20 protein-coding genes and 3 tRNA genes are annotated in these 24,624 nt (G+C 70.2%); 22 read left to right on the top strand and 1 reads right to left on the bottom strand.

Annotation, left to right across the window (positions count from 1 at the left end; translation table 11 throughout):
• The first annotated feature begins 67 nt into the window (after positions 1 to 67).
• The gene (locus IEY75_RS01235) at positions 68 to 592 is read left to right on the top strand and encodes a DUF1232 domain-containing protein (RefSeq protein ID WP_229789263.1); all 525 of its coding nucleotides are present in this window, start codon (positions 68 to 70) and stop codon (positions 590 to 592) included.
• Here IEY75_RS01235 and IEY75_RS01240 read toward each other — a convergent pair.
• Positions 589 to 1,191, bottom strand: a complete 603-nt coding sequence (locus tag IEY75_RS01240) for a hypothetical protein (RefSeq protein WP_189112269.1) — start codon at positions 1,189 to 1,191, stop codon at positions 589 to 591. The two genes, IEY75_RS01235 and IEY75_RS01240, sit on opposite strands and share 4 nt — an antisense overlap.
• A gap of 420 nt (positions 1,192 to 1,611) precedes the next feature.
• Here IEY75_RS01240 and IEY75_RS01245 point away from each other — a divergent pair, with 420 nt between their 5' ends.
• From IEY75_RS01245 to tuf, 21 genes are all read left to right on the top strand, one after another.
• Positions 1,612 to 1,815 carry a hypothetical protein gene (locus IEY75_RS01245; protein WP_189112270.1) on the top strand — a complete coding sequence of 68 codons (204 nt, stop codon included), beginning with the start codon at positions 1,612 to 1,614 and terminating at the stop codon, positions 1,813 to 1,815.
• Positions 1,816 to 1,869: 54 nt separating this feature from the next.
• Positions 1,870 to 4,392 (top strand): putative bifunctional diguanylate cyclase/phosphodiesterase, encoded by a 2,523-nt coding sequence (locus IEY75_RS01250; protein ID WP_229789264.1) that lies wholly within the window; start codon positions 1,870 to 1,872, stop codon positions 4,390 to 4,392.
• Between the two features lie 136 nt (positions 4,393 to 4,528).
• Positions 4,529 to 4,604 (top strand) — tRNA-Thr (locus tag IEY75_RS01255).
• 56 nt (positions 4,605 to 4,660) lie between these two features.
• A tRNA-Met gene (locus IEY75_RS01260) sits at positions 4,661 to 4,733 on the top strand.
• A gap of 115 nt (positions 4,734 to 4,848) precedes the next feature.
• Entirely contained in the window at positions 4,849 to 5,016 is a 168-nt protein-coding gene (gene rpmG / locus IEY75_RS01265; protein ID WP_184838029.1) for a 50S ribosomal protein L33, read from the top strand.
• 203 nt (positions 5,017 to 5,219) lie between these two features.
• Positions 5,220 to 5,666, top strand: coding sequence for an FAS1-like dehydratase domain-containing protein (locus tag IEY75_RS01270; RefSeq protein ID WP_189112271.1), 447 nt, complete (start codon positions 5,220 to 5,222; stop codon positions 5,664 to 5,666).
• A 1-nt stretch (position 5,667) separates the two neighbouring features.
• On the top strand, positions 5,668 to 6,081 hold the full coding sequence (locus tag IEY75_RS01275) for a MaoC/PaaZ C-terminal domain-containing protein (protein WP_189112272.1): 414 nt from the start codon (positions 5,668 to 5,670) through the stop codon (positions 6,079 to 6,081).
• Between the two features lie 136 nt (positions 6,082 to 6,217).
• Positions 6,218 to 6,290 (top strand) — tRNA-Trp (locus IEY75_RS01280).
• 179 nt (positions 6,291 to 6,469) lie between these two features.
• Entirely contained in the window at positions 6,470 to 6,811 is a 342-nt protein-coding gene (gene secE, locus IEY75_RS01285) for a preprotein translocase subunit SecE (RefSeq protein WP_189112588.1), read from the top strand.
• Positions 6,812 to 7,048: 237 nt separating this feature from the next.
• Positions 7,049 to 7,837, top strand: a complete 789-nt coding sequence (nusG, locus tag IEY75_RS01290; RefSeq protein ID WP_373290191.1) for a transcription termination/antitermination protein NusG — start codon at positions 7,049 to 7,051, stop codon at positions 7,835 to 7,837.
• Positions 7,838 to 8,115: 278 nt separating this feature from the next.
• Positions 8,116 to 8,547, top strand: coding sequence for a 50S ribosomal protein L11 (rplK, locus tag IEY75_RS01295; RefSeq protein ID WP_189112273.1), 432 nt, complete (start codon positions 8,116 to 8,118; stop codon positions 8,545 to 8,547).
• A 67-nt stretch (positions 8,548 to 8,614) separates the two neighbouring features.
• Positions 8,615 to 9,328, top strand: coding sequence for a 50S ribosomal protein L1 (rplA, locus tag IEY75_RS01300; protein ID WP_189112274.1), 714 nt, complete (start codon positions 8,615 to 8,617; stop codon positions 9,326 to 9,328).
• Positions 9,329 to 9,664: 336 nt separating this feature from the next.
• Positions 9,665 to 10,207: a 50S ribosomal protein L10 gene (rplJ, locus tag IEY75_RS01305; RefSeq protein ID WP_189112275.1), complete on the top strand. Its 543-nt coding sequence runs from the start codon at positions 9,665 to 9,667 to the stop codon at positions 10,205 to 10,207.
• Between the two features lie 54 nt (positions 10,208 to 10,261).
• The gene (rplL, locus tag IEY75_RS01310) at positions 10,262 to 10,648 is read left to right on the top strand and encodes a 50S ribosomal protein L7/L12 (protein ID WP_189112276.1); all 387 of its coding nucleotides are present in this window, start codon (positions 10,262 to 10,264) and stop codon (positions 10,646 to 10,648) included.
• A 602-nt stretch (positions 10,649 to 11,250) separates the two neighbouring features.
• Positions 11,251 to 14,700 carry a DNA-directed RNA polymerase subunit beta gene (gene rpoB / locus IEY75_RS01315; protein WP_189112277.1) on the top strand — a complete coding sequence of 1,150 codons (3,450 nt, stop codon included), beginning with the start codon at positions 11,251 to 11,253 and terminating at the stop codon, positions 14,698 to 14,700.
• A gap of 211 nt (positions 14,701 to 14,911) precedes the next feature.
• Entirely contained in the window at positions 14,912 to 18,805 is a 3,894-nt protein-coding gene (locus IEY75_RS01320) for a DNA-directed RNA polymerase subunit beta' (RefSeq protein ID WP_189112278.1), read from the top strand.
• Between the two features lie 81 nt (positions 18,806 to 18,886).
• A complete protein-coding gene (locus tag IEY75_RS01325; protein WP_229789265.1) occupies positions 18,887 to 19,402 on the top strand; it encodes a hypothetical protein in 516 nt (171 codons plus the stop codon).
• Between the two features lie 562 nt (positions 19,403 to 19,964).
• Positions 19,965 to 20,339 carry a 30S ribosomal protein S12 gene (gene rpsL / locus IEY75_RS01330; RefSeq protein WP_189112279.1) on the top strand — a complete coding sequence of 125 codons (375 nt, stop codon included), beginning with the start codon at positions 19,965 to 19,967 and terminating at the stop codon, positions 20,337 to 20,339.
• Between the two features lies 1 nt (position 20,340).
• On the top strand, positions 20,341 to 20,811 hold the full coding sequence (gene rpsG / locus IEY75_RS01335) for a 30S ribosomal protein S7 (RefSeq protein WP_189112280.1): 471 nt from the start codon (positions 20,341 to 20,343) through the stop codon (positions 20,809 to 20,811).
• A 39-nt stretch (positions 20,812 to 20,850) separates the two neighbouring features.
• Positions 20,851 to 22,947 (top strand): elongation factor G, encoded by a 2,097-nt coding sequence (gene fusA / locus IEY75_RS01340; RefSeq protein WP_189112281.1) that lies wholly within the window; start codon positions 20,851 to 20,853, stop codon positions 22,945 to 22,947.
• A 149-nt stretch (positions 22,948 to 23,096) separates the two neighbouring features.
• Complete coding sequence (gene tuf, locus IEY75_RS01345) at positions 23,097 to 24,290, top strand: elongation factor Tu (protein WP_189112282.1); 1,194 nt, start codon at positions 23,097 to 23,099, stop codon at positions 24,288 to 24,290.
• Positions 24,291 to 24,624 lie beyond the last annotated feature (334 nt).

Consider the following 24,624-nt stretch of genomic DNA (forward strand, 5'->3'; position numbering starts at 1 on the left):
CGCCTCTGATTCCATCCGTGAGCGGTCCTCGGCCGCCGGCTGCGTCGCTACCATGTCGGAGCGCCGGGTGGCTGAGACCACGGCGGGGGCCCGGGAACCGGCGATCACCCGGGTGCAGTGCACGGCGCCTGTGCAGCCAGCCGGCGACGGGACGGAAACCATGGCGTTCGACCCGGGATGGTGGACCGCGGGCTGCTGCTGGTGGTGGCGCGCCGCTGCCGGCCTGCTCCTCGCCCTGTCCGCGATCTGGCTCGCGTCGGCCGCGGCCCTGGCCATTCTCCGCCCCTCCGCGCGCACGCTCCGCGACGCCGCCCGCATCCTGCCCGACCTGCTCCGCCTGCTCGCGCGCCTCGCCGCCGACCGGTCGCTGCCCGCGTCGATCCGCCTGCGACTGGTCCTGCTACTGGCCTACCTCGCGTCGCCGGTCGACCTGGTGCCGGATTTCATCCCGGTCCTGGGTCACCTCGACGACGTCATCGTCGTCGTCCTGCTGGCCGTGGTCCGCCGGGCGGGGCTGGCGGCCCTCCGCGGGCACTGGCCCGGTACCGACGACGGCTTCGCCGCCCTCGCCCGCCTGTGCCCCGGTCCCTAGCGCACCCTTCCGACGGACTCCCCGCCCCGTGGACCGCGGCGCGCCTCCCGGCGCTGGGGGGCGTGGGTGGCGGTGCGGGTGGTGTCCGCGCAGAGGGCCGCGGAGCCCTGGCGGGCCGTGAGGTCGGTGCGCCCGCGCAGTTCGCGGCACAGCGCCTCGCGGTCGAGCAGGGCGCGCAGCCGGGGCAGGGCGACCTCGACCAGCAGGTCGGCGACGACCGGGCCGACCCCTTCGGCGTACGGCGAGTCGGTGATGACCCACCAGCCGCGGTCGGCGGCCCGGAACCGCGCCACCAGCGGCGAGTCCAGGGACAGGTGCTCGCGCCACACGCCGTCGGCGGCGCGGGGTCCGCCGCGCGGGGCGCGCATCCCGCGCGTCGCGCGGAAGTCGAGCCAGGCGGCGGGGGCGACGGCGAGCGTGACCTGGAACTGGACCTCGATCCGGCTGCTCGCGGGCGAGGTGCGCAGCTCGACGATGCCGTGGTCGCCGGCCGGGGTGCGCAGCGACCACCGCCCGCGGGAGCCGCGCAGGCCCGCCTCCCGCAGGGCGGGGCCGATGACGTCGCGGAGCATCGCGCGGTACGACTCAAGCGCTGACACGTGCGGACTGCACCTTCCTGGTTCGACGGTGGGACGCGCCGGGCGGCCGGACGCGCGTCGGTGAGCGGGACCGTGGCCCCCGGTCCATAGACGCACGCCGTACCCGAACGGATCCGCCCTTCCGCGACGGATGTGCCTTGTGTGGGGTACGGCTGTCCACGGGGCTCCCGCCCGAAATGTCCGTACGGGGGGCGGGTGACCGCTGTGCAGGGTCCACCGATCGGCCAGACTTGGCACTCCGCGGTGTCGGACGGCGCCTCGGACACTACGGCCCTCAGGGAGCATGTGGCACGATCGAGCCTGCTAGAGAACCGGCCACCTGGCCGGCGCCGATCCCCCGCAATACAGCTCTCCGCCGGCCGTGTTCCGCGGAGCCCCGGTCCTCGGCGCACCAGCCGCAACGCACGACAGGAGTTCACGATGCGCGACAGCAGGATCGGTCGCAAGGCCGGGCGCGCCGCCCTCATCGCCGCCGCCGTGCTGGGCCTCTCCGTCGTGGGTGTGGCCGTTGCGTCGGCCCAGTCCGGAGACCGCGGCACCAGCAGCACCGACGAGCGCGGCGAGAAGCAGGACCGCCCGGTCACCGACTCGCGGAACCCGTTCCGCGACATTGACTGGATGTGACCCCGACCGGCCACTGCCGGCCGACCGGTACGACGCGAAGCGTGGGGGCTGCCCGTGTCCAGACCCGTCGTCGCTGAGTCGCGTCCGCCACAGCTCATCTGGCTGGTCACGGGCACGCTCGCCGTCATCGCGGCCATCCTCACGGCGGTCGCCACCGGGTATGACGGCGTACCCGCTCTCCGCCACTGGCAGGAGGCCGCCGCCCTGCTCGTCCTGTTCGTCGCCGCCGACGCCGCCTACCTGCGGGTCGACTTCCGGCGCCAGGTCTTCAGCATCAACATCTCCGAGCTGCCGCTCGTCCTCGCGCTCGCCATGCTGCCCCCGGTGCCGGTCATCGTCATCCGGCTGGCCGCCGCCGCGCTGATCTACCTGTTCCGCGGGCGGCTGGGCGCCACGGCGATCAAGCAGTGGTTCAACTTCTTCACCAAGGCCGCCTGCACCAGCGCCGCGGCGGTGATCGTCGCCGCGTACCAGCCGCTGAAGGTCGCCGAGGTGCGGAGCTGGCTCGTGCTGGTCGGCGCGGTGCTCGTGCACATCGTGCTGATGATCGCGAGCAACTCCGCGGTACTGGCCATCGCCCACGGCCGGCGCGCCCGCCGCGACATCACCGCCATGGCCGTGCCGGCGCTGGCCGTCGGGGCCGTGAACACCACCCTCGGCCTCGTCGTCCTGCTGGTTCTTGAGCAGAGCGCGTGGGCGACGATCCTGCTCGTCGTCCTGGTGGTGTCGTTCGTCCTGGCCTACCGGTCGTACTCGCGGTTCATGCGCCAGCACCACCGGTTGCAGGAGCTGTACGACCTCACCGCCCACGTCCGCGAGACCCGCCTCGAAGCGACCCTCTACGACCGCCTGCTGCACGGCACCCGCCAGATGCTGCGCGCCCAGTACGCCACCCTGTGGCTGCCGGCCGACCGCCGGCACCCGGAGGTCCTGCTCACCTCCAAGATCGACGTACCGGGCCTCATCGACCTGCCCGGTACCCCCGACGCCCTGCGCCGGTACGCGGTCGGGCGGGGGAGCACCGTGGCGGTCGGCGCCAACTTCGAGGCGCCCGCCGACCTGGGCCTGCGGGTCTCCACCGACGCGATCCTGGTACCGCTGCGCTCGGGACCCGTCGTCATCGGCTGCATCGAGGTGGCCGGGCGGATCGGCGAGGTCAACTCGTTCCACCCCGAGGACGTCCGGCTGCTGGAGACCCTCGCCGCGCACGTCGGCGTCGCCGTGGAGAACTCCCGGCTCGTCGACCGGCTGCGCTTCGACGCCTACCACGACGCCCTCACCGGGCTGCCCAACCGCCGCCGGATCCTCCAGGCGCTGGAGGAGTCGGTGAAGTTCCGCGCGCCCGGCGAGGTCGTGGCGGTCCTGCTGTTCGACGTCGACGGCCTGCGCGACGTCAACGACTCCCTGGGCCACGCCGCCGGTGACAAGCTGCTCGTGGAGGTCTCCCGGCGGCTGCGCGAGCTGGCGCCGCCCGCGGCCCTGGTGGGGCGCCTCGGCAGCGACGAGTTCGTGGTGACGCTGCGGGTGGAGAACGTGGAGGCGGCCGCCGCGCTCGCCGGTGAGCTGCGCGGGCAGCTACGGGTGCCGATGGACTTCGGCGCCCTCACCCTCGACGTCGACACCGCGGTCGGCGTGGTCGTGCACCCGGACCACGGCAGCGACCCCGCCACCCTGATCCAGCGGGCGGACGTGGCCGCGCGGGCGGCCGAGCTGATCCCGGCCGGCGTCCAGACGTTCAACCCGGCACTGGAGTCGCGCTCGGCGCGCCGCCTCGGGCTGGCCAACGACCTGCGCCGCGCCATCGACCAGGACGAGCTGGAGATCTACTTCCAGCCGCAGGTCTCGCTGCGCGACCGGCACCTCGTGGGCGTCGAGTGCCTGGCCCGCTGGGAGCACCCCACGCACGGCTCGGTGGACCCCGAGGACTTCGTGGCCGTCGCCGAGCACACCGGCCAGCTCAGCCGGCTCACCGAGGCGGTACTCAAGGAGGGGCTGCGGCGGTGTCGCCAGTGGGCGGACGCCGGCCGCCCACTCCAGGTGGCCGTGAACCTGTCCTCGCGGACCCTGGTGGACGCCACCTTCCCGGACCGGGTCGAGGCGCTCATCCGGGAGTTCGGCGTGGACCCCGCGCGCGTGACGTTCGAGGTGGCCGAGGACTCCGGCGCGCCGGACCGCCCCATGCCGATGCTCCAGCGGCTGCACGAGATCGGCGTACAGCTCTCGGTGGACGACTTCGGCACCGGCTACTCCTCCCTGTCCTACCTGCGCCGCCTGCCGGTGCAGGAGGTGAAGATCGACCGCAACTTCGTCCAGGGCATGGCCACCGACCCCGGCGACCTGGCGATCGTCCGCGCGGTGGTCGACCTGGCCCGGCACTTCGGCCTGACCGTGGTGGCCGAGGGCGTGGAGAGCGAGCTCACCCTGGACCTGCTGCGCGAGATCGGCTGCGACGTCGGCCAGGGCTTCCTGTTCAGCCGGCCGCTGCCGTACGAGCGGCTGGAGGCGTGGCTGGGGCAGCAGACGGAGCCGGAGCGTACGCCGGCCGGCGAGGTCCGCCGTCTGCGCGCGGTGCCTTAGCGTTTCCCCTGGTCGGAGGCCGGTTCTGCGCGACCGGGGGATCTGGTTTCCGTGTCCGTGTACGGTTGTGTACGCTTACCACTGCACGCCGGGGCGGCCCCATGTTCGGGGCCGCGTTGAGACAGTCCGGCGCTGCGCCCCCTTAGCTCAGTCGGCAGAGCGTCTCCATGGTAAGGAGAAGGTCTACGGTTCGATTCCGTAAGGGGGCTCCAAATCCAGGTCGCCGCTCGTAGTTCCTACGGCTAGTTTCTACGGCGTCCTGGTTCGCGGCGGTGTAGCTCAGATGGTAGAGCAAACGGCTCATAATCGTTGTGTCGCCGGTTCAAGTCCGGCCACCGCTACGGCGACGTCCCGGACGTCGACGGGGTTCTGTGGACCCCGGTTTTGCACCGCAGCGTCGCCAGGGTCTAGTCTGGTACGCCGTTAGATAAGACTGCGCGAGGAAGGCACCCCGCCGTGGCCAAGGCGACCGACGTCCGTCCCAAGATCACTATGGCGTGTGTGGAGTGCAAGGAGCGCAACTACATCACGCGTAAGAACCGCCGCAACGACCCGGACCGCATCGAGCTGAAGAAGTTCTGCCCCCGCTGCGGCAAGCACCAGGCGCACCGCGAAACCCGCTGAGCGCGCCCCGGACGCACCACGGACGCCCCCGGTCGAAACAAGAGCCGGGGGCGTCCGTCTGTCCGCCGGAGCTGCGGGACTGTCGGGCCAGAGCCTCATCGCCACCTTGCCGCCTCGCGGGTCGCGGCAGGCCGACGTGGGCGTGCCGCGACCGGGGCGGCCCTCCCGGTCGGTCGCCCGGCGTGCCGGTAGGGTGGGCAGCCATGCCACTGGACCCCGCGCTCGCCGGCCGCAGCTATCCGCCGGCCCCGCCGTACCAGGTCGGCCGCGAGAAGATCCGCGAGTTCGCCACCGCGATCGGCGCCGCCGACCCCGTCCACCACGACGTCGACGCCGCGCGCGCGCTCGGGCACCTGGACCTGGTCGCCCCGCCGACGTTCGCCATCGTGATCTCCGGCGCCTCCCTGCACCAGGTGTACGGCGACCCCGAGCTGGCCCTGGACTTCAGCCGCGTCGTCCACGGCGACCAGCGTTTCGTCCACACCCGCCCGATCCACGCCGGCGACGAGATCGTCTGCGTGCACCACGTCGAGGAGATCACGGTGCGCGGCGGGCACAGTTTCCTGACCACCCGCTCGGCCCTGCGCACGGCGTCCGGCGAGCCGGTCGCCGACGCGTACGCCAAGCTCGTCGTCCGCGGGGAGGACTGAGATGGAGCACCTGCCCACCCGGACGTTCCGGGTGACCCGGGCCGACCTGGTCCGGTACGCCGGGGCCGCCGGCGACTTCAACCCCATCCACTGGAGCGACCGGGTGGCCGCGTCCGTGGGCCTGCCCGGCGTCATCGCCCACGGGATGCTGACGATGGCGCTGGCCGGCCGCGCGGTGACCGCGTGGGTCGGCCGCGCCGACGCCGTCGCCGAGTACGGGGTGCGCTTCGCCCGGCCCGTGGTCGTCCCGGACGACCCCGAGGGAGCCGTCCTGACCGTGGACGGCGTCCGCCGCCCGGCGGACGCCGCGGGGCTCACCCGGGTCGACCTGACGGTCTCCTGCGCGGGCGAGAAGGTCCTGGCGCAGGCCCGGGCGCTGGTCCGGTGGCCCGTGGAGACGGGCGATCAGGGGTAACATCCGCCCGGTTGGGAAACTCCTGGCGCAACCCGTACACTGGTCCGCCGTGGGGCTGATACCCCTGCTCCGGCATGTCTGAGGGACGGGTCGCGTACCGCCGTCCGGTCTGCGCGGTGTAGGTTCACTCCCACCTAGGGGTGTGGCGCAATTGGCAGCGCAGCGGTCTCCAAAACCGCAGGTTGCAGGTTCGAGTCCTGTCGCCCCTGCGCCTAGGGCCGGACGGCCTCCGGGCGTCCGCACCGCCGGTCACGGCGGGGCGGACGGCACGGGAGCCGTCGCGGGACCGCGGGTCGCCGCGGTTCCGACGCGCGTCACGGCCCGCCGGGGTTATGGCGGGCGGCCGGCGTGACGGCGCGACAGACACCCCGCGATGGAAGAGGGCGAAGTGGCCGAGAACAAGCGGCGCGGCGAGGAGCCCGCGGACGAGCAGTTCGACGATCTTGAGGGCGCCGACCCGGCTGCCGACGACGACAAGGTCGAGGCCGTCGCGGAGCCCGCCGACTCCAAGGAGTCGAAGAAGGACACCGGTCGGGTGGGTCTGTTCGGCCGCCTCGGCAGGTTCGTCCGTGAGATCGTCGCCGAGCTGCGTAAGGTCATCTGGCCTACGCGCAAGGAGCTCGTGACGTACACCGGCGTGGTGATCGTCTTCCTGTCGATCATGACCGCCATCGTCGTCGGACTGGACTACGGCTTCGCCAAGGGCGTCCTGGCCCTCTTCGGCAAGTAGCAACCCGGACGGAAGTGAGCGAGCGTGCCTGAGTACGACGAGACCGCCCAGGTCGACGACGGAGCGTCGGTGACCGCTGACGCTCCGTCTGCCGCGGGGCAGTCGGAAGCCGCCGAGGTGGAGCCCACCCGCGCGGACGCGGACTCGACGCCCGCCACGGAGCTGCCGGTCGACGAGGCGTCCGCCGAGAGTGTCGCCGACCAGGTCGACCAGGTCGGGGACCCCGCCGCGGCCGCTCTGGCCGAGGACTCCGCCGACGGGACGGAACCCGCCGACGGGACCGAGCCCGCCGAAGTCGAGCCCGCCGAAGCGGACACGGACACGGACATCGACGCCTCGGCGGACGGTGACCCCCACGCCGACGCCGCCGGTGTGGCGGACGGCGATGCCGCGGAGGCTGCGGACGGCGATGCCGCCCCGGCCGTCGAGGAGGACTTCGACCCTGTCGCGGCGCTGCGCGCGAAGCTGCGGTTCGCCCCGGGCGAGTGGTACGTCGTGCACTCCTACGCCGGCTACGAGAACAAGGTCAAGACCAACCTGGAGACCCGGATCACCTCCCTCGACATGGAGGAGTTCATCTACCAGGTCGAGGTGCCGACCCGCGACGAGATCGAGGTCAAGAACGGCAAGCGCCTCCAGGTCCAGAACAAGGTCTTCCCGGGCTACCTGCTGGTGCGGATGGAGCTGTCCCCGGAGTCGTACTCCTGCGTCCGCAACACCCCGGGCGTCACCGGCTTCGTCGGCGCGACGGACCGGGCCGACCGCCCCGCCCCGCTGAGCCTCGACGAGGTCATGAAGTGGCTGGCCCCGGCGGTCGAGACCGAGACCAAGAAGAGCAAGCCCGAGGTCAAGGTCCTGGACTTCGAGGAGGGCGACTCGGTCACGGTCACCGACGGCGCCTTCGCGAGCCTGCCGGCGACGATCAGCGAGATCAACGCCGACCAGCAGAAGCTCAAGGTCCTGGTCTCGATCTTCGGCCGCGAGACGCCGGTCGAGCTGAACTTCAACCAGGTGGCCAAGATCTGACACCGGCCCGTACCCGAGCGAGGATTTCCCGCGGTTTCGACCAGAGCGCGGGGAATCCTCTCCTCGTCTCGGGGGCCGGGTGCGGGCCCGTGCGGCGGGCGCGGTAGATTGGAACGTCGGTCTGCGCTCCGTACGGCCGGCGTGAACACGCTCCACCGCACGCACGCTCCATCACCGCACGCAGGCGCCGCTGCCCGTCAACCGGGGCGTCGTCGCGCGCCGCACCATCCCGAGCACCGTCACCGCAGCTCATCGACTGCCCAGATCAGGACGAGGACATGCCTCCGAAGAAGAAGCTGGTCAAGACCTTCACGCTCCAGCTCCCGGCGGGTCAGGCCACCCCGGCTCCGCCGGTCGGCCCGGCGCTGGGTCAGCACGGCGTGAACATCATGGAGTTCTGCAAGGCCTACAACGCGCAGACCGAAGGCCAGCGGGGCGACATCGTCCCGGCCGAGATCAGCGTGTACGAGGACCGCTCCTTCACCTTCGCGCTGAAGACCCCGCCCGCCGCCCGGCTGCTGCTCAAGGCCGCCGGCGTGCCCAAGGGCTCCGGCGTGCCGCACACCGACAAGGTCGGTTCGGTCACCCGCGCCCAGCTCCGCGAGATCGCCGAGCGCAAGAAGGCCGACCTGAACGCCAACGACGTCGACCAGGCCGAGAAGATCATCGCCGGCACCGCCCGGTCGATGGGCCTGACCGTCACCGACTGACCTTCCCGACATGTGGGAGGGCGCGCCCCGCGCGGTGCGCGTCCGCCATTGACCACAGGAGTTACCGATGCAGCATGGCAAGAGCTACCGCAAGGCCGCGGAGCTGATCGACCGGAACAAGCTGTACACGCCCGCCGAGGCCGTCGAGCTGGCGAAGAAAAGCACGTCCGTGAAGTTCGACCCGACCGTCGAGGTCGCCATGCGCCTGGGCGTGGACCCGCGCAAGGCCGACCAGATGGTCCGCGGCACCGTCAGCCTGCCCCACGGCACCGGCAAGACCGCGCGTGTCGTGGTCTTCGCCACCGGCGCCAAGGCGGAGGAGGCGACCGCCGCCGGGGCCGACGTCGTCGGCACCGACGAGCTGGTGGCCCGGATCCAGGGCGGCTGGCTGGACTTCGACGCCGCGATCGCGACGCCGGACCAGATGGCCAAGATCGGCCGGATTGCGCGGATTCTGGGCCCGCGCGGCCTGATGCCGAACCCGAAGACGGGCACGGTCACCATGGACGTGGCCAAGGCGGTCGCCGACATCAAGGGCGGCAAGATCAGTTTCCGGGTGGACAAGCACTCGAACCTGCACCTGATCATCGGCAAGGCGTCGTTCACGGCCGACCAGCTCGTGGACAACTACGCCGCGGTACTCGACGAGGTGCTGCGCGCCAAGCCGTCCTCGGCCAAGGGCACGTACCTCCAGAAGGTCACGCTCACCACGACGATGGGCCCGGGCGTCCCCGTCGACCCGAAGGTCGTCAAGAACATGCGTGAGACCGCCGAGGTCTAGGCCTCCCGGCAGCACGGCGAAGGACGTCCCCGACGGGGGGCGTCCTTCGCCGTCTCCCGGAACCCCGCCGGATTGCCCGGCTGGACGGCACCCCGCCGGAAGCACCCAGGCGGGACCGGGTAGGATCCCCGTTCGTAGTTCCACCCATAGACCGCTGGTTGCCGTCGGGAGACCGATGGCTGAAGGGCCCGCCACGGCGGGCGGCCCGCGCAGGGGAGGACGGCAGCGTTGTCCGGCGCCCTCGCGCGCCGGGTCCCGCCCCGTGCGCCCCGTGCGCCGGGGCGTCTCTCGTTTCCGGGCCGCACCACCAGCCATGAGCAACGAGAGAGGAGGGACATGGCGGACAAGCCTGTACGGTCCGACAAGGCCGCCGCGGTCGCCGAACTGAGCGACAGCTTCAGGAACTCGCCGGCCACCGTGCTGACCGAGTACCGCGGCCTGACGGTCTCGCAGATGACCGCGCTGCGGCGTTCGCTCGGCCAGGACACCAAGTACTCCGTCGCCAAGAACACCCTGGCGAAGCGGGCAGCCACCGACGCCGGCATCGCGGGCCTGGAGGAGCTGTTCACCGGTCCTACCGCGCTCGCCTTCGTCTCCGGCGACCCCGTCGAGGCGGCCAAGGGCCTGCGTGACTTCGCGAAGACCTACCCCGCCCTGGTGATCAAGGGCGGCGTCTTCGAGTGCAGGGCGATCTCGGCCGACGAGGTCAAGAAGCTGGCCGACCTTGAGTCCCGCGAGGTGCTGCTGGCCAAGCTGGCCGGCGCCATGAAGGGCAACCTGAGCAAGGCCGCGGCCCTGTTCCAGGCCCCGCTGGCCAAGGCCGCGCGCGCGGCTGCCGCGCTGCGCGACAAGCGTCAGGACGAAGGCGGCGAGGGCTGACGCCCACCCGCCCCCGATCTACCCCACCGCAGAAGCTAGGAAAGGACGCCTGACATGGCGAAGCTCAGCACCGACGAACTGCTCGACGCGTTCAAGGAGATGACGCTGATCGAGCTCTCCGAGTTCGTGAAGCAGTTCGAAGAGGTCTTCGAGGTCACCGCGGCCGCGCCGGTGGCCATGGCCGCCGTTGCCGGCGGTGGCGGCGGCGCCGCCGTCGTCGAGGAGGAGAAGGACGAGTTCGACGTCGTCCTGGAGTCCGACGGCGGCAAGAAGATCCAGGTCATCAAGGTCGTGCGCGAGCTGACCGGCCTCGGCCTGAAGGAGGCCAAGGACGCTGTCGAGGCCGCGCCCAAGGCCATCCTGGAGAAGGTCAACAAGGAGGCCGCGGAGAAGGCCAAGGAGAAGCTCGAGGCCGAGGGCGCCAAGGTCACCCTCAAGTGAGCTGACGCTCCACACGTCCGTCGCGGGCGGGTACCCACACCGGGTGCCCGCCCGCGCGGCGTAGGCGACAAGGGACATTTGTCCGGATCCGCGGTGGCGGGTGCGGGCGGAGCGCGATCTCTCGGTCGCAACCAGCAATCCGGCTCTTGACTGGACCTGCCGGGCCAGGCACGCTGGCATCAGCACAGCCTTCGGCGCGACGTGAGCCACCCGCGAGAGCGGGCGGGAGCACCCGCGACGGGCCTGTTCCGGCGGCCCCGGACCGAGCTCTGAGACTCGGCGGCCGACCGATGCCGGGCGCCGTCGCCGTGCTCGCCCCGGCCCATCGTCTGTCCTGCGGCTGCTGCGCTCGGAGTTCCGGGTTACGACCCGGGCTTTCCGGGTGCGGGCGGCGCCTGCCGCTCGTATCGTGGTGCCACGTGCTGGCGCCGCGCGGTGGTGGCTGGACAGCGGTTGGCCGCTCGGCTACACTGCTAGTTTGCGCTGCCTTCCGAAAGTTTTCCTGCCCAGAATCTGCTGCGTCAAGCGGTTGATCTTGGAGCGGGTCCCTCGGAGTGCGCGTGAAACGGCCGTTGCAGCACCGGTCCTCGGAAGGACGCATCTTGGCAGCTTCCCGCCCTGCGAAGACCAGTCGTAATTCGCTAGCTCCCCGCCGGATCTCCTTCGGCAGGATCACCGAACATCTTGAGGTTCCCAATCTCCTCGCCATCCAGACCGAGTCGTTCGACTGGCTGGTGGGCAACGAGGCGTGGCAGAACCGGAACGCGGACGTCGAGTACGCCCGCTCCGGTCTCGCCGAGATCCTTGAGGAGATCAGTCCCATCGAGGACTTCTCCGGCACGATGTCGCTGTCCTTCTCCGCCCCGCGCTTCGACGAGGTCAAGGCCTCGATCGAGGAGTGCAAGGAGAAGGATCTGACGTACTGCGCGCCGCTGTTCGTGACCGCGGAGTTCACGAATAACACGACTGGTGAGATCAAGAGCCAGACCGTCTTCATGGGTGACTTCCCGATGATGACGCCCAAGGGCACGTTCATCATCAACGGCACCGAGCGCGTCGTGGTCTCCCAGCTCGTCCGGTCCCCGGGCGTGTACTTCGACAAACAGCCCGACAAGACCTCGGACCGGGACCTGACCAGCGTCAAGGTCATCCCGAGCCGGGGTGCGTGGCTTGAGTTCGACATCGACAAGCGCGACACCGTCGGCGTGCGCATCGACCGCAAGCGGCGCCAGGCCGTCACGGTCCTGCTCAAGGCCGTCGGTTGGTCCGCGGAGCGCATCCGCGAGAAGTTCGGCTGGTCCGAACTGATGATGACCACCCTGGAGAAGGACCACGTCGGCGGCCAGGACGAGGCGCTGCTCGACATCTACCGCAAGCTGCGCCCGGGTGAGCCCCCGACGCGCGAGAACGCCCAGACCCTGCTCGACAACCTCTTCTTCAACCCGAAGCGGTACGACGTCGCCAAGGTCGGGCGGTACAAGTTCAACAAGAAGCTCCTGGTCGAGGTGCCGATGACCACGGGTGTGCTGACCGAGGACGACATCGTCGCCACGGTCGAGTACCTGTGCAAGCTGCACACGGGCGAGGAGCCGGACGAGCGTCAGGTCTACGAGGCCGACGACATCGACCACTTCGGCAACCGGCGCCTGCGCACGGTCGGCGAGCTGATCCAGAACCAGGTCCGCGTGGGCCTGTCCCGGATGGAGCGCGTCGTCCGCGAGCGGATGACGACGCAGGACGTCGAGGCGATCACGCCGCAGACCCTGATCAACATCCGCCCCGTCGTGGCGGCGATCAAGGAGTTCTTCGGCACGTCGCAGCTCTCCCAGTTCATGGACCAGACCAACCCGCTCGCGGGCCTGACCCACCGGCGGCGCCTGAGCGCCCTCGGCCCGGGCGGCCTGTCGCGCGAGCGGGCCGGCTTCGAGGTCCGCGACGTGCACCCGTCCCACTACGGCCGGATGTGCCCGATCGAGACGCCCGAAGGCCCGAACATCGGGCTGATCGGCGCGCTCTCGACGTTCGCGCGGGTCAACCCGTTCGGCTTCATCGAGACGCCGTACCGCAAGGTCGTCGAGGGTGTCGTCACCGACCAGATCGACTACCTGACGGCGGACGAGGAGGACCGGTTCGTCAAGGCGCAGGCCAACTCGCCGCTCAAGAGCGACGGCGCCTTCGCCGAGGACCGCGTCCTGGTCCGCCGCAAGGGCGGTGAGGTCGACTTCGTGCCGCCCACGGCCGTCGACTACATGGACGTGTCGCCGCGGCAGATGACCTCGGTCGCCACCGCGATGATCCCGTTCCTGGAGCACGACGACGCCAACCGCGCCCTGATGGGCGCGAACATGCAGCGGCAGGCGGTGCCGCTGGTCAAGGCCGAGGCGCCGTTCGTGGGTACGGGCATGGAGTACCGCGCCGCGGTCGACGCCGGTGACGTCGTCGTCGCCGAGGTCGCGGGCGTGGTCGAGGACCTGTGCGCCGACTACATCACGGTGCTGCAGGACGACGGCTTCCGCCGCACGTACCTGCTGCACAAGTTCCGCCGCTCCAACGCCGGCTCCTGCGTCAACCAGAAGCCGGTCGTCTTCGAGGGCGACCGCGTCGAGGCCGGTCAGGTCGTCGCCGACGGCCCCTGCACCGACGAGGGCGAGATGGCGCTCGGGCGCAACCTGCTGGTGGCGTTCATGTGCTGGGAGGGCCACAACTACGAGGACGCGATCATCCTGTCGCAGCGCCTCGTGCAGGAGGACGTCCTCACGTCGATCCACATCGAGGAGCACGAGGTCGACGCCCGGGACACCAAGCTCGGCCCGGAGGAGATCACCCGCGACATCCCCAACGTCTCCGAGGAGATGCTGGCGGACCTGGACGAGCGGGGCATCATCCGGATCGGCGCCGAGGTCGTCCCCGGCGACATCCTGGTCGGCAAGGTCACGCCGAAGGGCGAGACCGAGCTGACCCCGGAGGAACGGCTGCTCCGCGCGATCTTCGGCGAGAAGGCGCGCGAGGTCCGGGACACGTCGCTGAAGGTGCCGCACGGCGAGACCGGCACGGTCATCGGGGTGCGGACGTTCTCGCGCGAGGACGGCGACGAGCTGTCCCCGGGCGTCAACGAGCTGGTCCGGGTGTACGTGGCCCAGAAGCGGAAGATCCAGGACGGCGACAAGCTCGCCGGCCGGCACGGCAACAAGGGCGTCATCTCCAAGATCCTCCCGGTCGAGGACATGCCGTTCCTGAGCGACGGCACGCCCGTCGACATCGTGCTCAACCCGCTGGGTGTCCCGTCCCGGATGAACATCGGGCAGGTGCTGGAGACGCACCTCGGCTGGCTGGCCAAGACGGGCTGGAAGGTCGAGGGCGACGACGCGCAGTGGAAGAAGTCGCTGCACGCCATCGGCGCCAGCGAGTCCGCGCCGGACACCAACCTCGCGACGCCGGTCTTCGACGGCGCCCGGGAGGAGGAGATCACCGGTCTGCTCGACAGCACGCTGCCGACGCGGGACGGGGTCCAGCTCGTCAACTCCACCGGTAAGGCCCAGCTCTTCGACGGCCGCTCCGGCGAGCCGCTGCCCGACCACATCGCGGTCGGCTACATCTACATCCTGAAGTTGAACCACCTGGTCGACGACAAGATCCACGCACGGTCGACCGGCCCGTACAGCATGATCACGCAGCAGCCGCTGGGTGGTAAAGCACAGTTCGGCGGGCAGCGCTTCGGTGAGATGGAGTGCTGGGCGATGCAGGCGTACGGCGCCGCGTACGCCCTGCAGGAGCTGCTCACGATCAAGTCCGACGACGTGGTGGGCCGGGTCAAGGTCTACGAGGCCATCGTCAAGGGCGAGAACATCCCGGAGCCGGGCATCCCGGAGTCCTTCAAGGTACTGCTGAAGGAACTCCAGTCGCTGTGCCTCAACGTCGAGGTGCTCTCCAGCGACGGCGTGGCCCTGGAGATGCGGGAGACCGACGACGAGGTGTTCCGCGCGGCGGAGGAACTCGGCATCGACCTCTCCCGGCGGCCGAACGAAGGCGCCATCACCGTCGACGAAGTCTGACAAAGAGCACAGGACCGGCGGGCGCGAGTCAGCCAGTTTCACAGGCTTTCGCCGCCTGCCGGTCCGACAAGCGCGAGTGAAAAGGAATGTGGGGCCGTCCCGACTGCGCAGGGATGAGCCTGACCGCCCGGAGCAGGCGGGGCGGCCCCACATTCCGGACCACGAAATACGAGACGTGAAAACAGGCAACACCCGACTCGAGGGATAGCGGATGCTCGACGTCAACTTCTTTGATGAGCTGCGGATCGGACTCGCGGCCGCCGAGGACATTCGGCAGTGGTCGCACGGTGAGGTGAAGAAGCCGGAGACCATCAACTACCGGACCCTGAAGCCGGAAAAGGACGGCCTGTTCTGCGAGAAGATCTTCGGTCCCACCCGGGACTGGGAGTGCTACTGCGGCAAGTACAAGCGGGTCCGGTTCAAGGGCATCATCTGCGAGCGCTGCGGCGTCGAGGTGACCCGGGCCAAGGTGCGCCGCGAGCGGATGGGCCACATCGAGCTGGCCGCCCCCGTCACGCACATCTGGTACTTCAAGGGCGTCCCGAGCCGGCTGGGCTACCTGCTGGACCTGGCTCCCAAGGACCTTGAGAAGATCATCTACTTCGCGTCGTACGTGATCACCACCGTCGACGCCGAGGCCCGCCACCGCGACCTGTCGACGATCGAGAACGAGATCTTCGCCGAGAAGCGCCAGCTGGAGAACGCGCGCGACGCCGAGATCGAGAAGCGGGCCGCCAAGCTGGAGGCGGACCTGGCCGAGCTGGAGGCCGAGGGCGCCAAGGCCGACGTCCGCCGCAAGGTCAAGGAGTCCGGCGAGCGCGAGATGCGCCAGATGCGGGACAAGTCGCAGCGCGAGATCGACCGGCTGGACGAGGTGCTGGACACCTTCCGCAAGCTGGACGTCAAGCAGCTCGTGACCGACGAGCTGCTGTACCGCGAGCTGCGCGACAGGTTCGGCGACTACTTCACCGGCGGCATGGGCGCCGAGGCGATCAAGGCCCTGCTCGACACCATGGACCTCACCGCCGAGGCGGAGAACCTGCGCGAGACCATCCGCAGCGGCAAGGGCCAGCGCAAGATCCGCGCCCTCAAGCGGCTCAAGGTCGTCGCGGCGTTCCTGAACACCAACAACTCGCCCGGCGGCATGGTCCTGGACTGCGTGCCGGTGATCCCGCCGGACCTGCGGCCGATGGTGCAGCTCGACGGCGGCCGGTTCGCCACCAGCGACCTGAACGACCTGTACCGCCGCGTCATCAACCGGAACAACCGGCTCAAGCGCCTGATCGACTTGGGCGCTCCGGAGATCATCGTCAACAACGAGAAGCGGATGCTGCAGGAGGCCGTCGACGCGCTGTTCGACAACGGCCGCCGCGGCCGCCCGGTCACCGGTCCCGGTAACCGCCCGCTCAAGTCGCTGTCGGACATGCTCAAGGGCAAGCAGGGCCGGTTCCGGCAGAACCTGCTCGGCAAGCGCGTCGACTACTCCGGCCGCTCCGTCATCGTCGTCGGCCCCCGGCTCAAGCTGCACCAGTGCGGCCTGCCCAAGCAGATGGCGCTGGAGCTGTTCAAGCCGTTCGTGATGAAGCGGCTGGTCGACCTGAACCACGCGCAGAACATCAAGAGCGCGAAGCGGATGGTCGAGCGGCAGCGCCCGGTCGTGTGGGACGTGCTGGAGGAGGTCATCGGGGAGCACCCGGTGCTGCTCAACCGCGCGCCGACCCTGCACCGCCTCGGCATCCAGGCGTTCGAGCCCCAGCTCGTCGAGGGCAAGGCGATCCAGATCCACCCGCTGGTGTGCACCGCGTTCAACGCGGACTTCGACGGCGACCAGATGGCGGTGCACGTGCCGCTGTCCTCCGAGGCACAGGCCGAGGCCCGCATCCTCATGCTGTCGAGCAACAACATCCTCAAGCCGGCCGACGGCAAGCCGGTGACGATGCCGACGCAGGACATGGTCATCGGGCTGTACCACCTCACCCACCTCCCGCCGGCCGGCGGCAAGGGCGAGGGCCGGCTGTTCAGCTCGGACGCCGAGGCGCGGATGGCGTTCGACAACGGCGAGCTGGACCTCCAGGCCCCTGTCACGATCCGCCTGGCCGGCGTGATCGAGGTGGACAACGGCCCGGGCGGCGAGAGCTGGACCGCGCCGGAGGACTGGGTGCCGGGCGAGCAGCTCCTGGTCAAGACCACGCTGGGTCGGGTGCTGTTCAACGAGACGCTCCCGCCGGGGTACCGGTTCGTCAACTACGAGGTCCGCAAGGGCCAGCTCTCGGCGATCGTCAACGACCTCGCCGAGCGGTTCCCGAAGGTGGCCCTGGCCGCCACGCTGGACGCGCTCAAGGAGGCCGGCTTCCACTGGGCCACCTGGTCGGGCGTGACGATCGGCATCGGCGACGTCATCGCCCCGCCGCGCAAGCGGGAGATCCTGGAGCGGTACGAGAAGGAGGCCGAGCGGATCGACAAGCAGTACCAGCGCGGCCTCATGACCGCCGGCGAGCGCTCGGCCGACCTGATCGACATCTGGACCAAGGCGACCGGTGAGGTCGCCAAGGAGATGGAGACGGCACTCCCGCAGGAGAACCCGCTCTGGAAGATGATCAACTCGGGCGCCCGCGGCAACCTGCTGCAGCTCCGGCAGATCGCCGCGATCCGCGGCTTGGTGGCCAACCCCAAGGGTGAGATCATCCCGCGGCCGATCAAGTCCTCGTACCGCGAGGGCCTGTCGGTGCTGGAGTACTTCATCTCCACCCACGGCGCCCGCAAGGGTCTGGCCGACACCGCGCTGCGGACCGCCGACTCCGGGTACCTGACCCGGCGTCTGGTGGACGTCTCGCAGGACGTCATCATCCGCGAGGAGGACTGCGGCACCGACCGCGCGATCCCGATGCAGATCGGCGAGAAGCTGGACGACGGCACGCTGGTCGTCCACGAGTTCGCCGAGACGGGCGCCCACGCCCGGACGCTGGCCGACGACATGTCCGACGCCGCCGGCAACCTGGTCGTCGCGCGCGGGTCGGACCTGAACTCGATCCTCATCGACAAGCTGGTCGCCGCCGGCATCGGCGACGTCCGGGTCCGCTCGGTCCTGACCTGCGAGTCCAAGCTCGGCGTCTGCGGCGCCTGCTACGGCCGCTCGCTGCCCACGGGCAAGACGGTCGACGTCGGCGAGGCGGTCGGCATCATCGCCGCCCAGTCCATCGGCGAGCCGGGCACCCAGCTCACGATGCGGACGTTCCACACCGGCGGCGTCGCGGGTGAGGACATCACCCAGGGCCTGCCCCGGGTCCAGGAGATCTTCGAGGCGCGGGTGCCCAAGGGCAAGGCGCCGATCGCCGAGACCCCGGGCCGGATCCGGATCGAGGACGGCGAGCGGTCGCGGAAGATCATCATCGTGCCGGACGACGGCAGCGACGAGATCGTCCACGACAAGATCTCCAAGCGGGTGCGGCTGCGCTCGCACGACGGCTCGCACGTCGGGGTCGGCGACAAGCTCACCGAGGGCACTATCGACCCGCACGAGCTGCTGCGCATCCTCGGCCCCCGGGCGGTCCAGGTCCACCTGACCCAGGAGGTCCAGGAGGTCTACCGGTCGCAGGGCGTGCTCATCCACGACAAGCACATCGAGATCATCATCCGCCAGATGCTCAAGCGGGTGACGGTCATCGACTCGGGCTCCACGGAGTTCCTGCCGGGTGTGCTCGTGGACCGGGCGCTGTTCGAGTCGGAGAACCGCCGGGCCGTCGCCGAGGGCGCCGAGCCGGCGGCCGGTCGGCCGATCCTCATGGGTATCACCAAGGCGTCGCTGGCCACGGACTCGTGGCTGTCGGCGGCGTCGTTCCAGGAGACGACCCGGGTGCTGACGGACGCGGCGATCCACGCCCGCAGCGACTCGCTGATCGGTCTCAAGGAGAACGTCATCATCGGTAAGCTCATCCCGGCCGGTACGGGCATCGCCAAGTACCGCAACGTCCGGGTCGAGCCGACCGAGGAGGCCAAGGCCAAGGTGTACTCGATGACCGGGTACCCGGAGGCCGACTACGGCTTCGGCCCGGCCTCGGGCCAGGCGGTCCCGCTGGACGACTTCGACTTCGGGTCGTACCGCTAGGCGGCAGGCAAGCAGGCAGGACGCGGCGGGGCTACCGTGCAGGCAGGGGCGCGCCGAGGCGCCGGGGGAAGCGGGGGAGCCATGACCGGTCCGGGCCAGCAGCCGTCCCCACACCACCACCACCGCCAGCCGCCACCGCCGGCGGGCCGGGCGCACGGCGCCTATCCCAGCCGGGCCACCCACCACCCCGGTCCGCACACGCCGCACTGGCCGGCCCCCGTGCGGTTCCTGCCGGTGCCGGACACCGGCTACGTGCTCGGCTACCTCCCGGCGCCCAGCGCGGTCTCCGGGCTGGCGGTCGGCGCGCTGGTCGCCGGTGTCGGCGCGACGCTGGTGAGCGCGCTGGCCGTCCTGTTCGGCATCGGCGGCGCGTCCGCGGGGTGGGGCACGCTCGTCGCCGGTGCCGTGGCGATCCTGACGGTGCTCCTCGGCGGCGGGGCGATGGGCCTGGGCGCCTTCGCGCTGCGGCAGGTCCGCCGGGCGCCGGGGGCGGTCCGCGGCCGCGGCCTGGCCCTGACGGGCGTCGTGGCGGGGGGACTGGGCGTGGTCCTCGCGCTCTGCGCGGTCGGCGGCGCCGCGCTCATCCAGTTCGGCTGACGCCGCCGCCCGGCCCGCAGGGGAACGGCCGGCGGCGGCCGCGGCTCCTCGGTAGACTGGCGCGCGTGCCCGGCCGCCCGCGGCGGCGGGGACCCGGTTTTGACCTCCGTCCCGGGGGTGGGTACTCTTTGCGATCGTGCCCGGGGCCTGCCCGGGCGCACTCGTGTGCGCGGCCCGCGGTGCGGATGCCAGTCGTCCGACCGCCCTGGCACCGCCTGTGGGAACGCAACACCCCACCCGGTGTCGGGCCCGCGGAGCGCACGGGTGACAATGACAGATCTGCGCGCTTTCGCGCGCACCCCGGACGGCCCGCGGGCGGTCCGGGACATGTGGTCCCGCGCGAGCGGGTCCGCGCCAGACACCGGCGTACGCGTGAGCAGGGCCGGTGTCCGGCAGGTCGGGCGACACGCCCGACCGCGGGGGTCGGCAACGGCCCGCGCACCACGGCCCGGCCTACCGGCGGGGTCGGCACAGCAGTCGGCGCGGCCGTACCACGACGGCCGAAAGGCCCGTCGCGCCGCGAGGCGAAGGCGCGTCAACAGTAAGGGAGCGGAGAGACCCGGTGCCCACGATCCAGCAGCTGGTCCGCAAGGGCCGCCAGGCGAAGTTGAGCAAGTCCAAGACGCCGGCGCTGAAGGGGAGCCCCCAGCGGCGTGGGGTGTGCACCCGCGTCTACACGACCACCCCCAAGAAGCCGAACTCGGCGCTGCGCAAGGTCGCCCGCGTCAAGCTCAGCAGCCAGATTGAGGTCACGGCGTACATCCCCGGCGTCGGCCACAACCTCCAGGAGCACTCGATCGTGCTCGTCCGCGGCGGCCGGGTGAAGGACCTCCCCGGCGTGCGGTACAAGATCGTTCGCGGTTCGCTGGACACCCAGGGCGTTCGCAACCGCAAGCAGGCCCGTAGCCGCTACGGTGCGAAGAAGGAGAAGAGCTGACATGCCGCGTAAGGGCCCAGCACCGCGTCGTCCGCTGACGCCGGACCCCGTGCACCACTCGCCGCTGGTCACCCAGTTGGTGAACAAGATCCTGCTCCGCGGCAAGCGCGGCCTCGCCGAGAAGATCGTGTACGAGGCACTGGAGGGCGCCCGCGAGAAGTCGGGCACCGACCCGGTCGTCGTCCTGAAGCGGGCGATGGACAACGTGAAGCCGACCCTGGAGGTCCGCAGCCGGCGCGTCGGCGGCGCCACCTACCAGGTGCCGGTCGAGGTGCGCCCGGCCCGGGCCATGACGCTGGGGCTGCGCTGGCTGGTGCAGTACTCCCGCGCCCGCCGCGAGAAGACCATGGTCGAGCGCCTGATGAACGAACTGCTCGACGCCAGCAACGGCCTCGGTGCCGCCGTCAAGCGGCGCGAGGACACGCACAAGATGGCGGAGTCCAACAAGGCCTTCGCGCACTACCGCTGGTAACCAGCCCCTTTCTGACGACGACGAAGTAGGGACGAAGCAGTGGCCGCCGCAGACGCGCTCGCCAAGGTTCGCAACATCGGCATCATGGCGCACATCGACGCCGGTAAGACCACCACCACTGAGCGGATCCTGTTCTACACCGGCATCACGTACAAGATCGGCGAGGTCCACGAGGGCGCCGCGGTCATGGACTGGATGGAGCAGGAGCAGGAGCGGGGGATCACCATCACCTCCGCCGCCACGAAGTGCGAGTGGAAGGGCCACACGATCCAGATCATCGACACGCCCGGACACGTCGACTTCACGGTCGAGGTGGAGCGCTCCCTGCGGGTGCTCGACGGCGCGGTCGCGGTCTACGACGGCGTGGCGGGCGTGGAGCCGCAGACGGAGAACGTCTGGCGGCAGGCCGACAAGTACAACGTCCCGCGCATGTGCTTCGTCAACAAGCTGGACCGCACGGGCGCGGACTTCTTCCGCTGCGTCCAGATGATGATCGACCGTCTGCACGCCACCCCGCTGGTGCTCCAGATCCCGATCGGTACCGAGGGCGAGCACATCGGCGTCGTCGACCTGGTCGAGATGCGGGCGCTGACCTGGCGCGGCGAGACGCAGAAGGGCGAGGACTACGCGGTCGAGGAGATCCCCGCGGATCTCGCCGAGCAGGCCGCCGAGTGGCGCGAGAAGCTGATGGAGACCCTCTCCGAGGTCGACGACGGCATCATGGAGCGCTACCTGGAGGGCGAGGACATCCCGGTCGCCGACATCAAGGCGGCCATCCGGCGCGCCACGATCGCCGGCAGGGCCAACCCGGTCCTCACCGGTTCGGCGTTCAAGAACAAAGGCGTGCAGCCCATGCTCGACGCGGTCGTGGAGTACCTGCCCTCGCCGCTGGACGTGCCGGCGATCGAGGGCACCGCGGTGGACGGCGAGACGCCGATGCAGCGCCAGCCCGACCCGAAGGGTCCGTACGCCGCGCTGGCGTTCAAGATCCAGACGGACAAGCACCTGGGCAAGCTGACCTACGTGCGGGTGTACTCCGGGACCCTGGAGTCCGGGTCCCAGGTCGTCAACTCGACCAAGGACCGCAAGGAGCGCATCGGCAAGATCTACCAGATGCACGCCAACAAGCGTGAGGAGCGCGCCACCGCGCAGGCCGGCGACATCATCGCCGTCCAGGGTCTGAAGCAGACCACCACCGGTGACACGCTCTGCGACCCGGCCAACCCGGTCATCCTGGAGTCGATGACGTTCCCGGAGCCGGTCATCCAGGTCGCCATCGAGCCGAAGACCAAGGCCGACCAGGAGAAGCTCTCCACCGCCATCCAGCGCCTCGCCGAGGAGGACCCGACCTTCCGGGTCAACAACGACGAGGAGACCGGCCAGACCATCATCGCCGGCATGGGCGAGCTGCACCTGGACATCCTGGTCGACCGGATGCGCCGCGAGTTTGGCGTCGAGGCCAACATCGGCAAGCCCCAGGTCGCGTACCGCGAGACCATCCGCCGCAAGGTGGACAAGGTCGAGTACACGCACAAGAAGCAGACCGGCGGCTCGGGCCAGTACGCCCGCGTCATCATCTCGCTGGAGCCGCTGCCGCTGGACAACGACGCCCCGACGTACGAGTTCGCCAACGCGGTGACCGGCGGCCGCGTGCCGCGGGAGTACATCCCCTCGGTCGACGCCGGTGCGCAGGACGCCATGCAGTTCGGCATCCTGGCGGGCTACCCGCTGGTCGGCGTGAAGCTGACGCTGATGGACGGCGCCTACCACGAGGTCGACTCGTCCGAGATGGCGTTCAAGATCGCCGGTTCGATGGCGCTGAAGGACGCGGCCCGCAAGGCCGACCCGGCGCTGCTCGAACCGATGATGGCCGTTGAGGTCACCACTCCTGAGGAGAACATGGGTGACGTCATCGGCGACCTGAACTCCCGCCGTGGCATCATCCAGGCTATGGAGGAGCGCGCCGGTGCGCGCGTCGTCCGGGCCCTGGTGCCGCTGTCGGAGATGTTCGGCTACGTCGGCGACCTGCGGTCGAAGACGGCCGGCCGGGCCAGCTACAGCATGCAGTTCGACTCCTACGCCGAGGTACCGCAGAACGTGGCAAAGGAGATCATCGCCAAGGCGACCGGCGAGTGATCGCGGGACGTCGGGGCGGGATTGCGCCCCACCGGGCCTGACGGCCGCAACCAGGCTTCCCCGGGGCCACCCGGGGAGACCGTCGACAGAGTCCCTAGCGCGCACCACCGCACGCGGGGCGTACGTACGAAGTCCACAGGAGGACACCAGTGGCGAAGGCCAAGTTCGAGCGGACTAAGCCGCACCTGAACATCGGCACGATCGGTCACATCGACCATGGCAAGACGACGCTGACCGCGGCCATCACGAAGGTGCTGCACGACAAGTACCCGAGCCTGAACCCCTACACGCCGTTCGACGAGATCGACAAGGCGCCGGAGGAGAAGGCCCGCGGTATCACGATCGCGATCGCGCACGTCGAGTACCAGACCGAGAAGCGGCACTACGCGCACGTCGACTGCCCCGGTCACGCCGACTACGTGAAGAACATGATCACCGGTGCCGCCCAGATGGACGGCGCGATCCTGGTGGTCGCGGCGACCGACGGCCCGATGCCGCAGACCCGCGAGCACGTGCTGCTGGCCCGCCAGGTCGGCGTTCCCTACATCGTCGTGGCGCTCAACAAGAGCGACATGGTCGACGACGAGGAGCTGCTGGACCTGGTCGAGCTGGAGGTCCGCGAGCTGCTGTCGAACCAGGAGTACCCGGGCGACGACCTGCCGGTCGTGCGCGTCTCGGCGCTCAAGGCCCTGGAGGGCGACCCGCAGTGGTCGGAGGCCCTGATGGGGCTGATGGACGCCGTGGACGAGTCGATCCCGGAGCCCGAGCGGGAGATCGAGAAGCCGTTCCTCATGCCCATCGAGGACGTCTTCACGATCACCGGCCGCGGCACCGTGGTGACCGGTCGCGCCGAGCGCGGCATCCTGAAGCCGAACGAGGAGGTGGAGATCGTCGGCATCCGCGAGAAGTCGATGAAGACGACCGTCACCGCCATCGAGATGTTCCGCAAGGTCCTCGACGAGGCCCGCGCGGGCGAGAACGTCGGCCTGCTCCTGCGTGGCATCAAGCGCGAGGACGTCGAGCGCGGCATGGTCTGTGTGAAGCCGGGCACCAACACCCCCCACACCGACTTCGAGGCCACGGTCTACATCCTCTCGAAGGAGGAGGGCGGCCGCCACACGCCGTTCTTCCAGAACTACCGCCCGCAGTTCTACTTCCGCACCACGGACGTCACCGGCGTCGTCACGCTGCCCGAGGGCACCGAGATGGTCATGCCGGGCGACAACACCAACATGACGGTCGCGCTGATCCAGCCGATCGCCATGGAGGACAACCTCCGTTTCGCGATCCGCGAGGGTGGCCGCACCGTCGGCGCCGGTCGGGTCACGAAGATCATCAAGTAGTGGGACGGTGCCCGCCCTCCGGCGCTACGGAGGGCGGGCACCGGGCCGCCCCCAGGGGGTGGCACCCCCGATTTCGGATGCCGTAACGCGTACGGCATAATGAACAGGTTGCGTAGCGGGCGGTCGCCCCTGGGTCTCAGGTTCCTGACGGTGTGCAAGGCACGCTGACGGGAAGCTGAGAATGCCAGGGTCCGGCCCTCACACGCGGCGACCGGAGGCCACCGGCCTTCACGTCGCCCCACTTCCGCAGGTCAGGTCCACGCCGGGCAGTTTCCGCCCGGCGGTGTGGCGCGCCGGGCGGGTCCGGATACTGGCTCCACGTCAGTGTCGGGGA

It is taken from the genome of Pilimelia terevasa (assembly GCF_014647915.1).
GTDB classification, from domain to species: domain Bacteria; phylum Actinomycetota; class Actinomycetes; order Mycobacteriales; family Micromonosporaceae; genus Pilimelia; species Pilimelia terevasa.

Coding starts and splice junctions, on each gene's coding strand:
- IEY75_RS01245 (WP_189112270.1), top strand. CDS start 1,612: ATGCGCGACAGCAGGATCGGTCGCAAGGCCGGGCGCGCCGCCCTCATC.
- IEY75_RS01270 (WP_189112271.1), top strand. CDS start 5,220: ATGCCACTGGACCCCGCGCTCGCCGGCCGCAGCTATCCGCCGGCCCCG.
- IEY75_RS01275 (WP_189112272.1), top strand. CDS start 5,668: ATGGAGCACCTGCCCACCCGGACGTTCCGGGTGACCCGGGCCGACCTG.
- rplK (WP_189112273.1), top strand. CDS start 8,116: ATGCCTCCGAAGAAGAAGCTGGTCAAGACCTTCACGCTCCAGCTCCCG.
- rplA (WP_189112274.1), top strand. CDS start 8,615: ATGCAGCATGGCAAGAGCTACCGCAAGGCCGCGGAGCTGATCGACCGG.
- rplJ (WP_189112275.1), top strand. CDS start 9,665: ATGGCGGACAAGCCTGTACGGTCCGACAAGGCCGCCGCGGTCGCCGAA.
- rplL (WP_189112276.1), top strand. CDS start 10,262: ATGGCGAAGCTCAGCACCGACGAACTGCTCGACGCGTTCAAGGAGATG.
- IEY75_RS01320 (WP_189112278.1), top strand. CDS start 14,912: ATGCTCGACGTCAACTTCTTTGATGAGCTGCGGATCGGACTCGCGGCC.
- IEY75_RS01325 (WP_229789265.1), top strand. CDS start 18,887: ATGACCGGTCCGGGCCAGCAGCCGTCCCCACACCACCACCACCGCCAG.
- rpsG (WP_189112280.1), top strand. CDS start 20,341: ATGCCGCGTAAGGGCCCAGCACCGCGTCGTCCGCTGACGCCGGACCCC.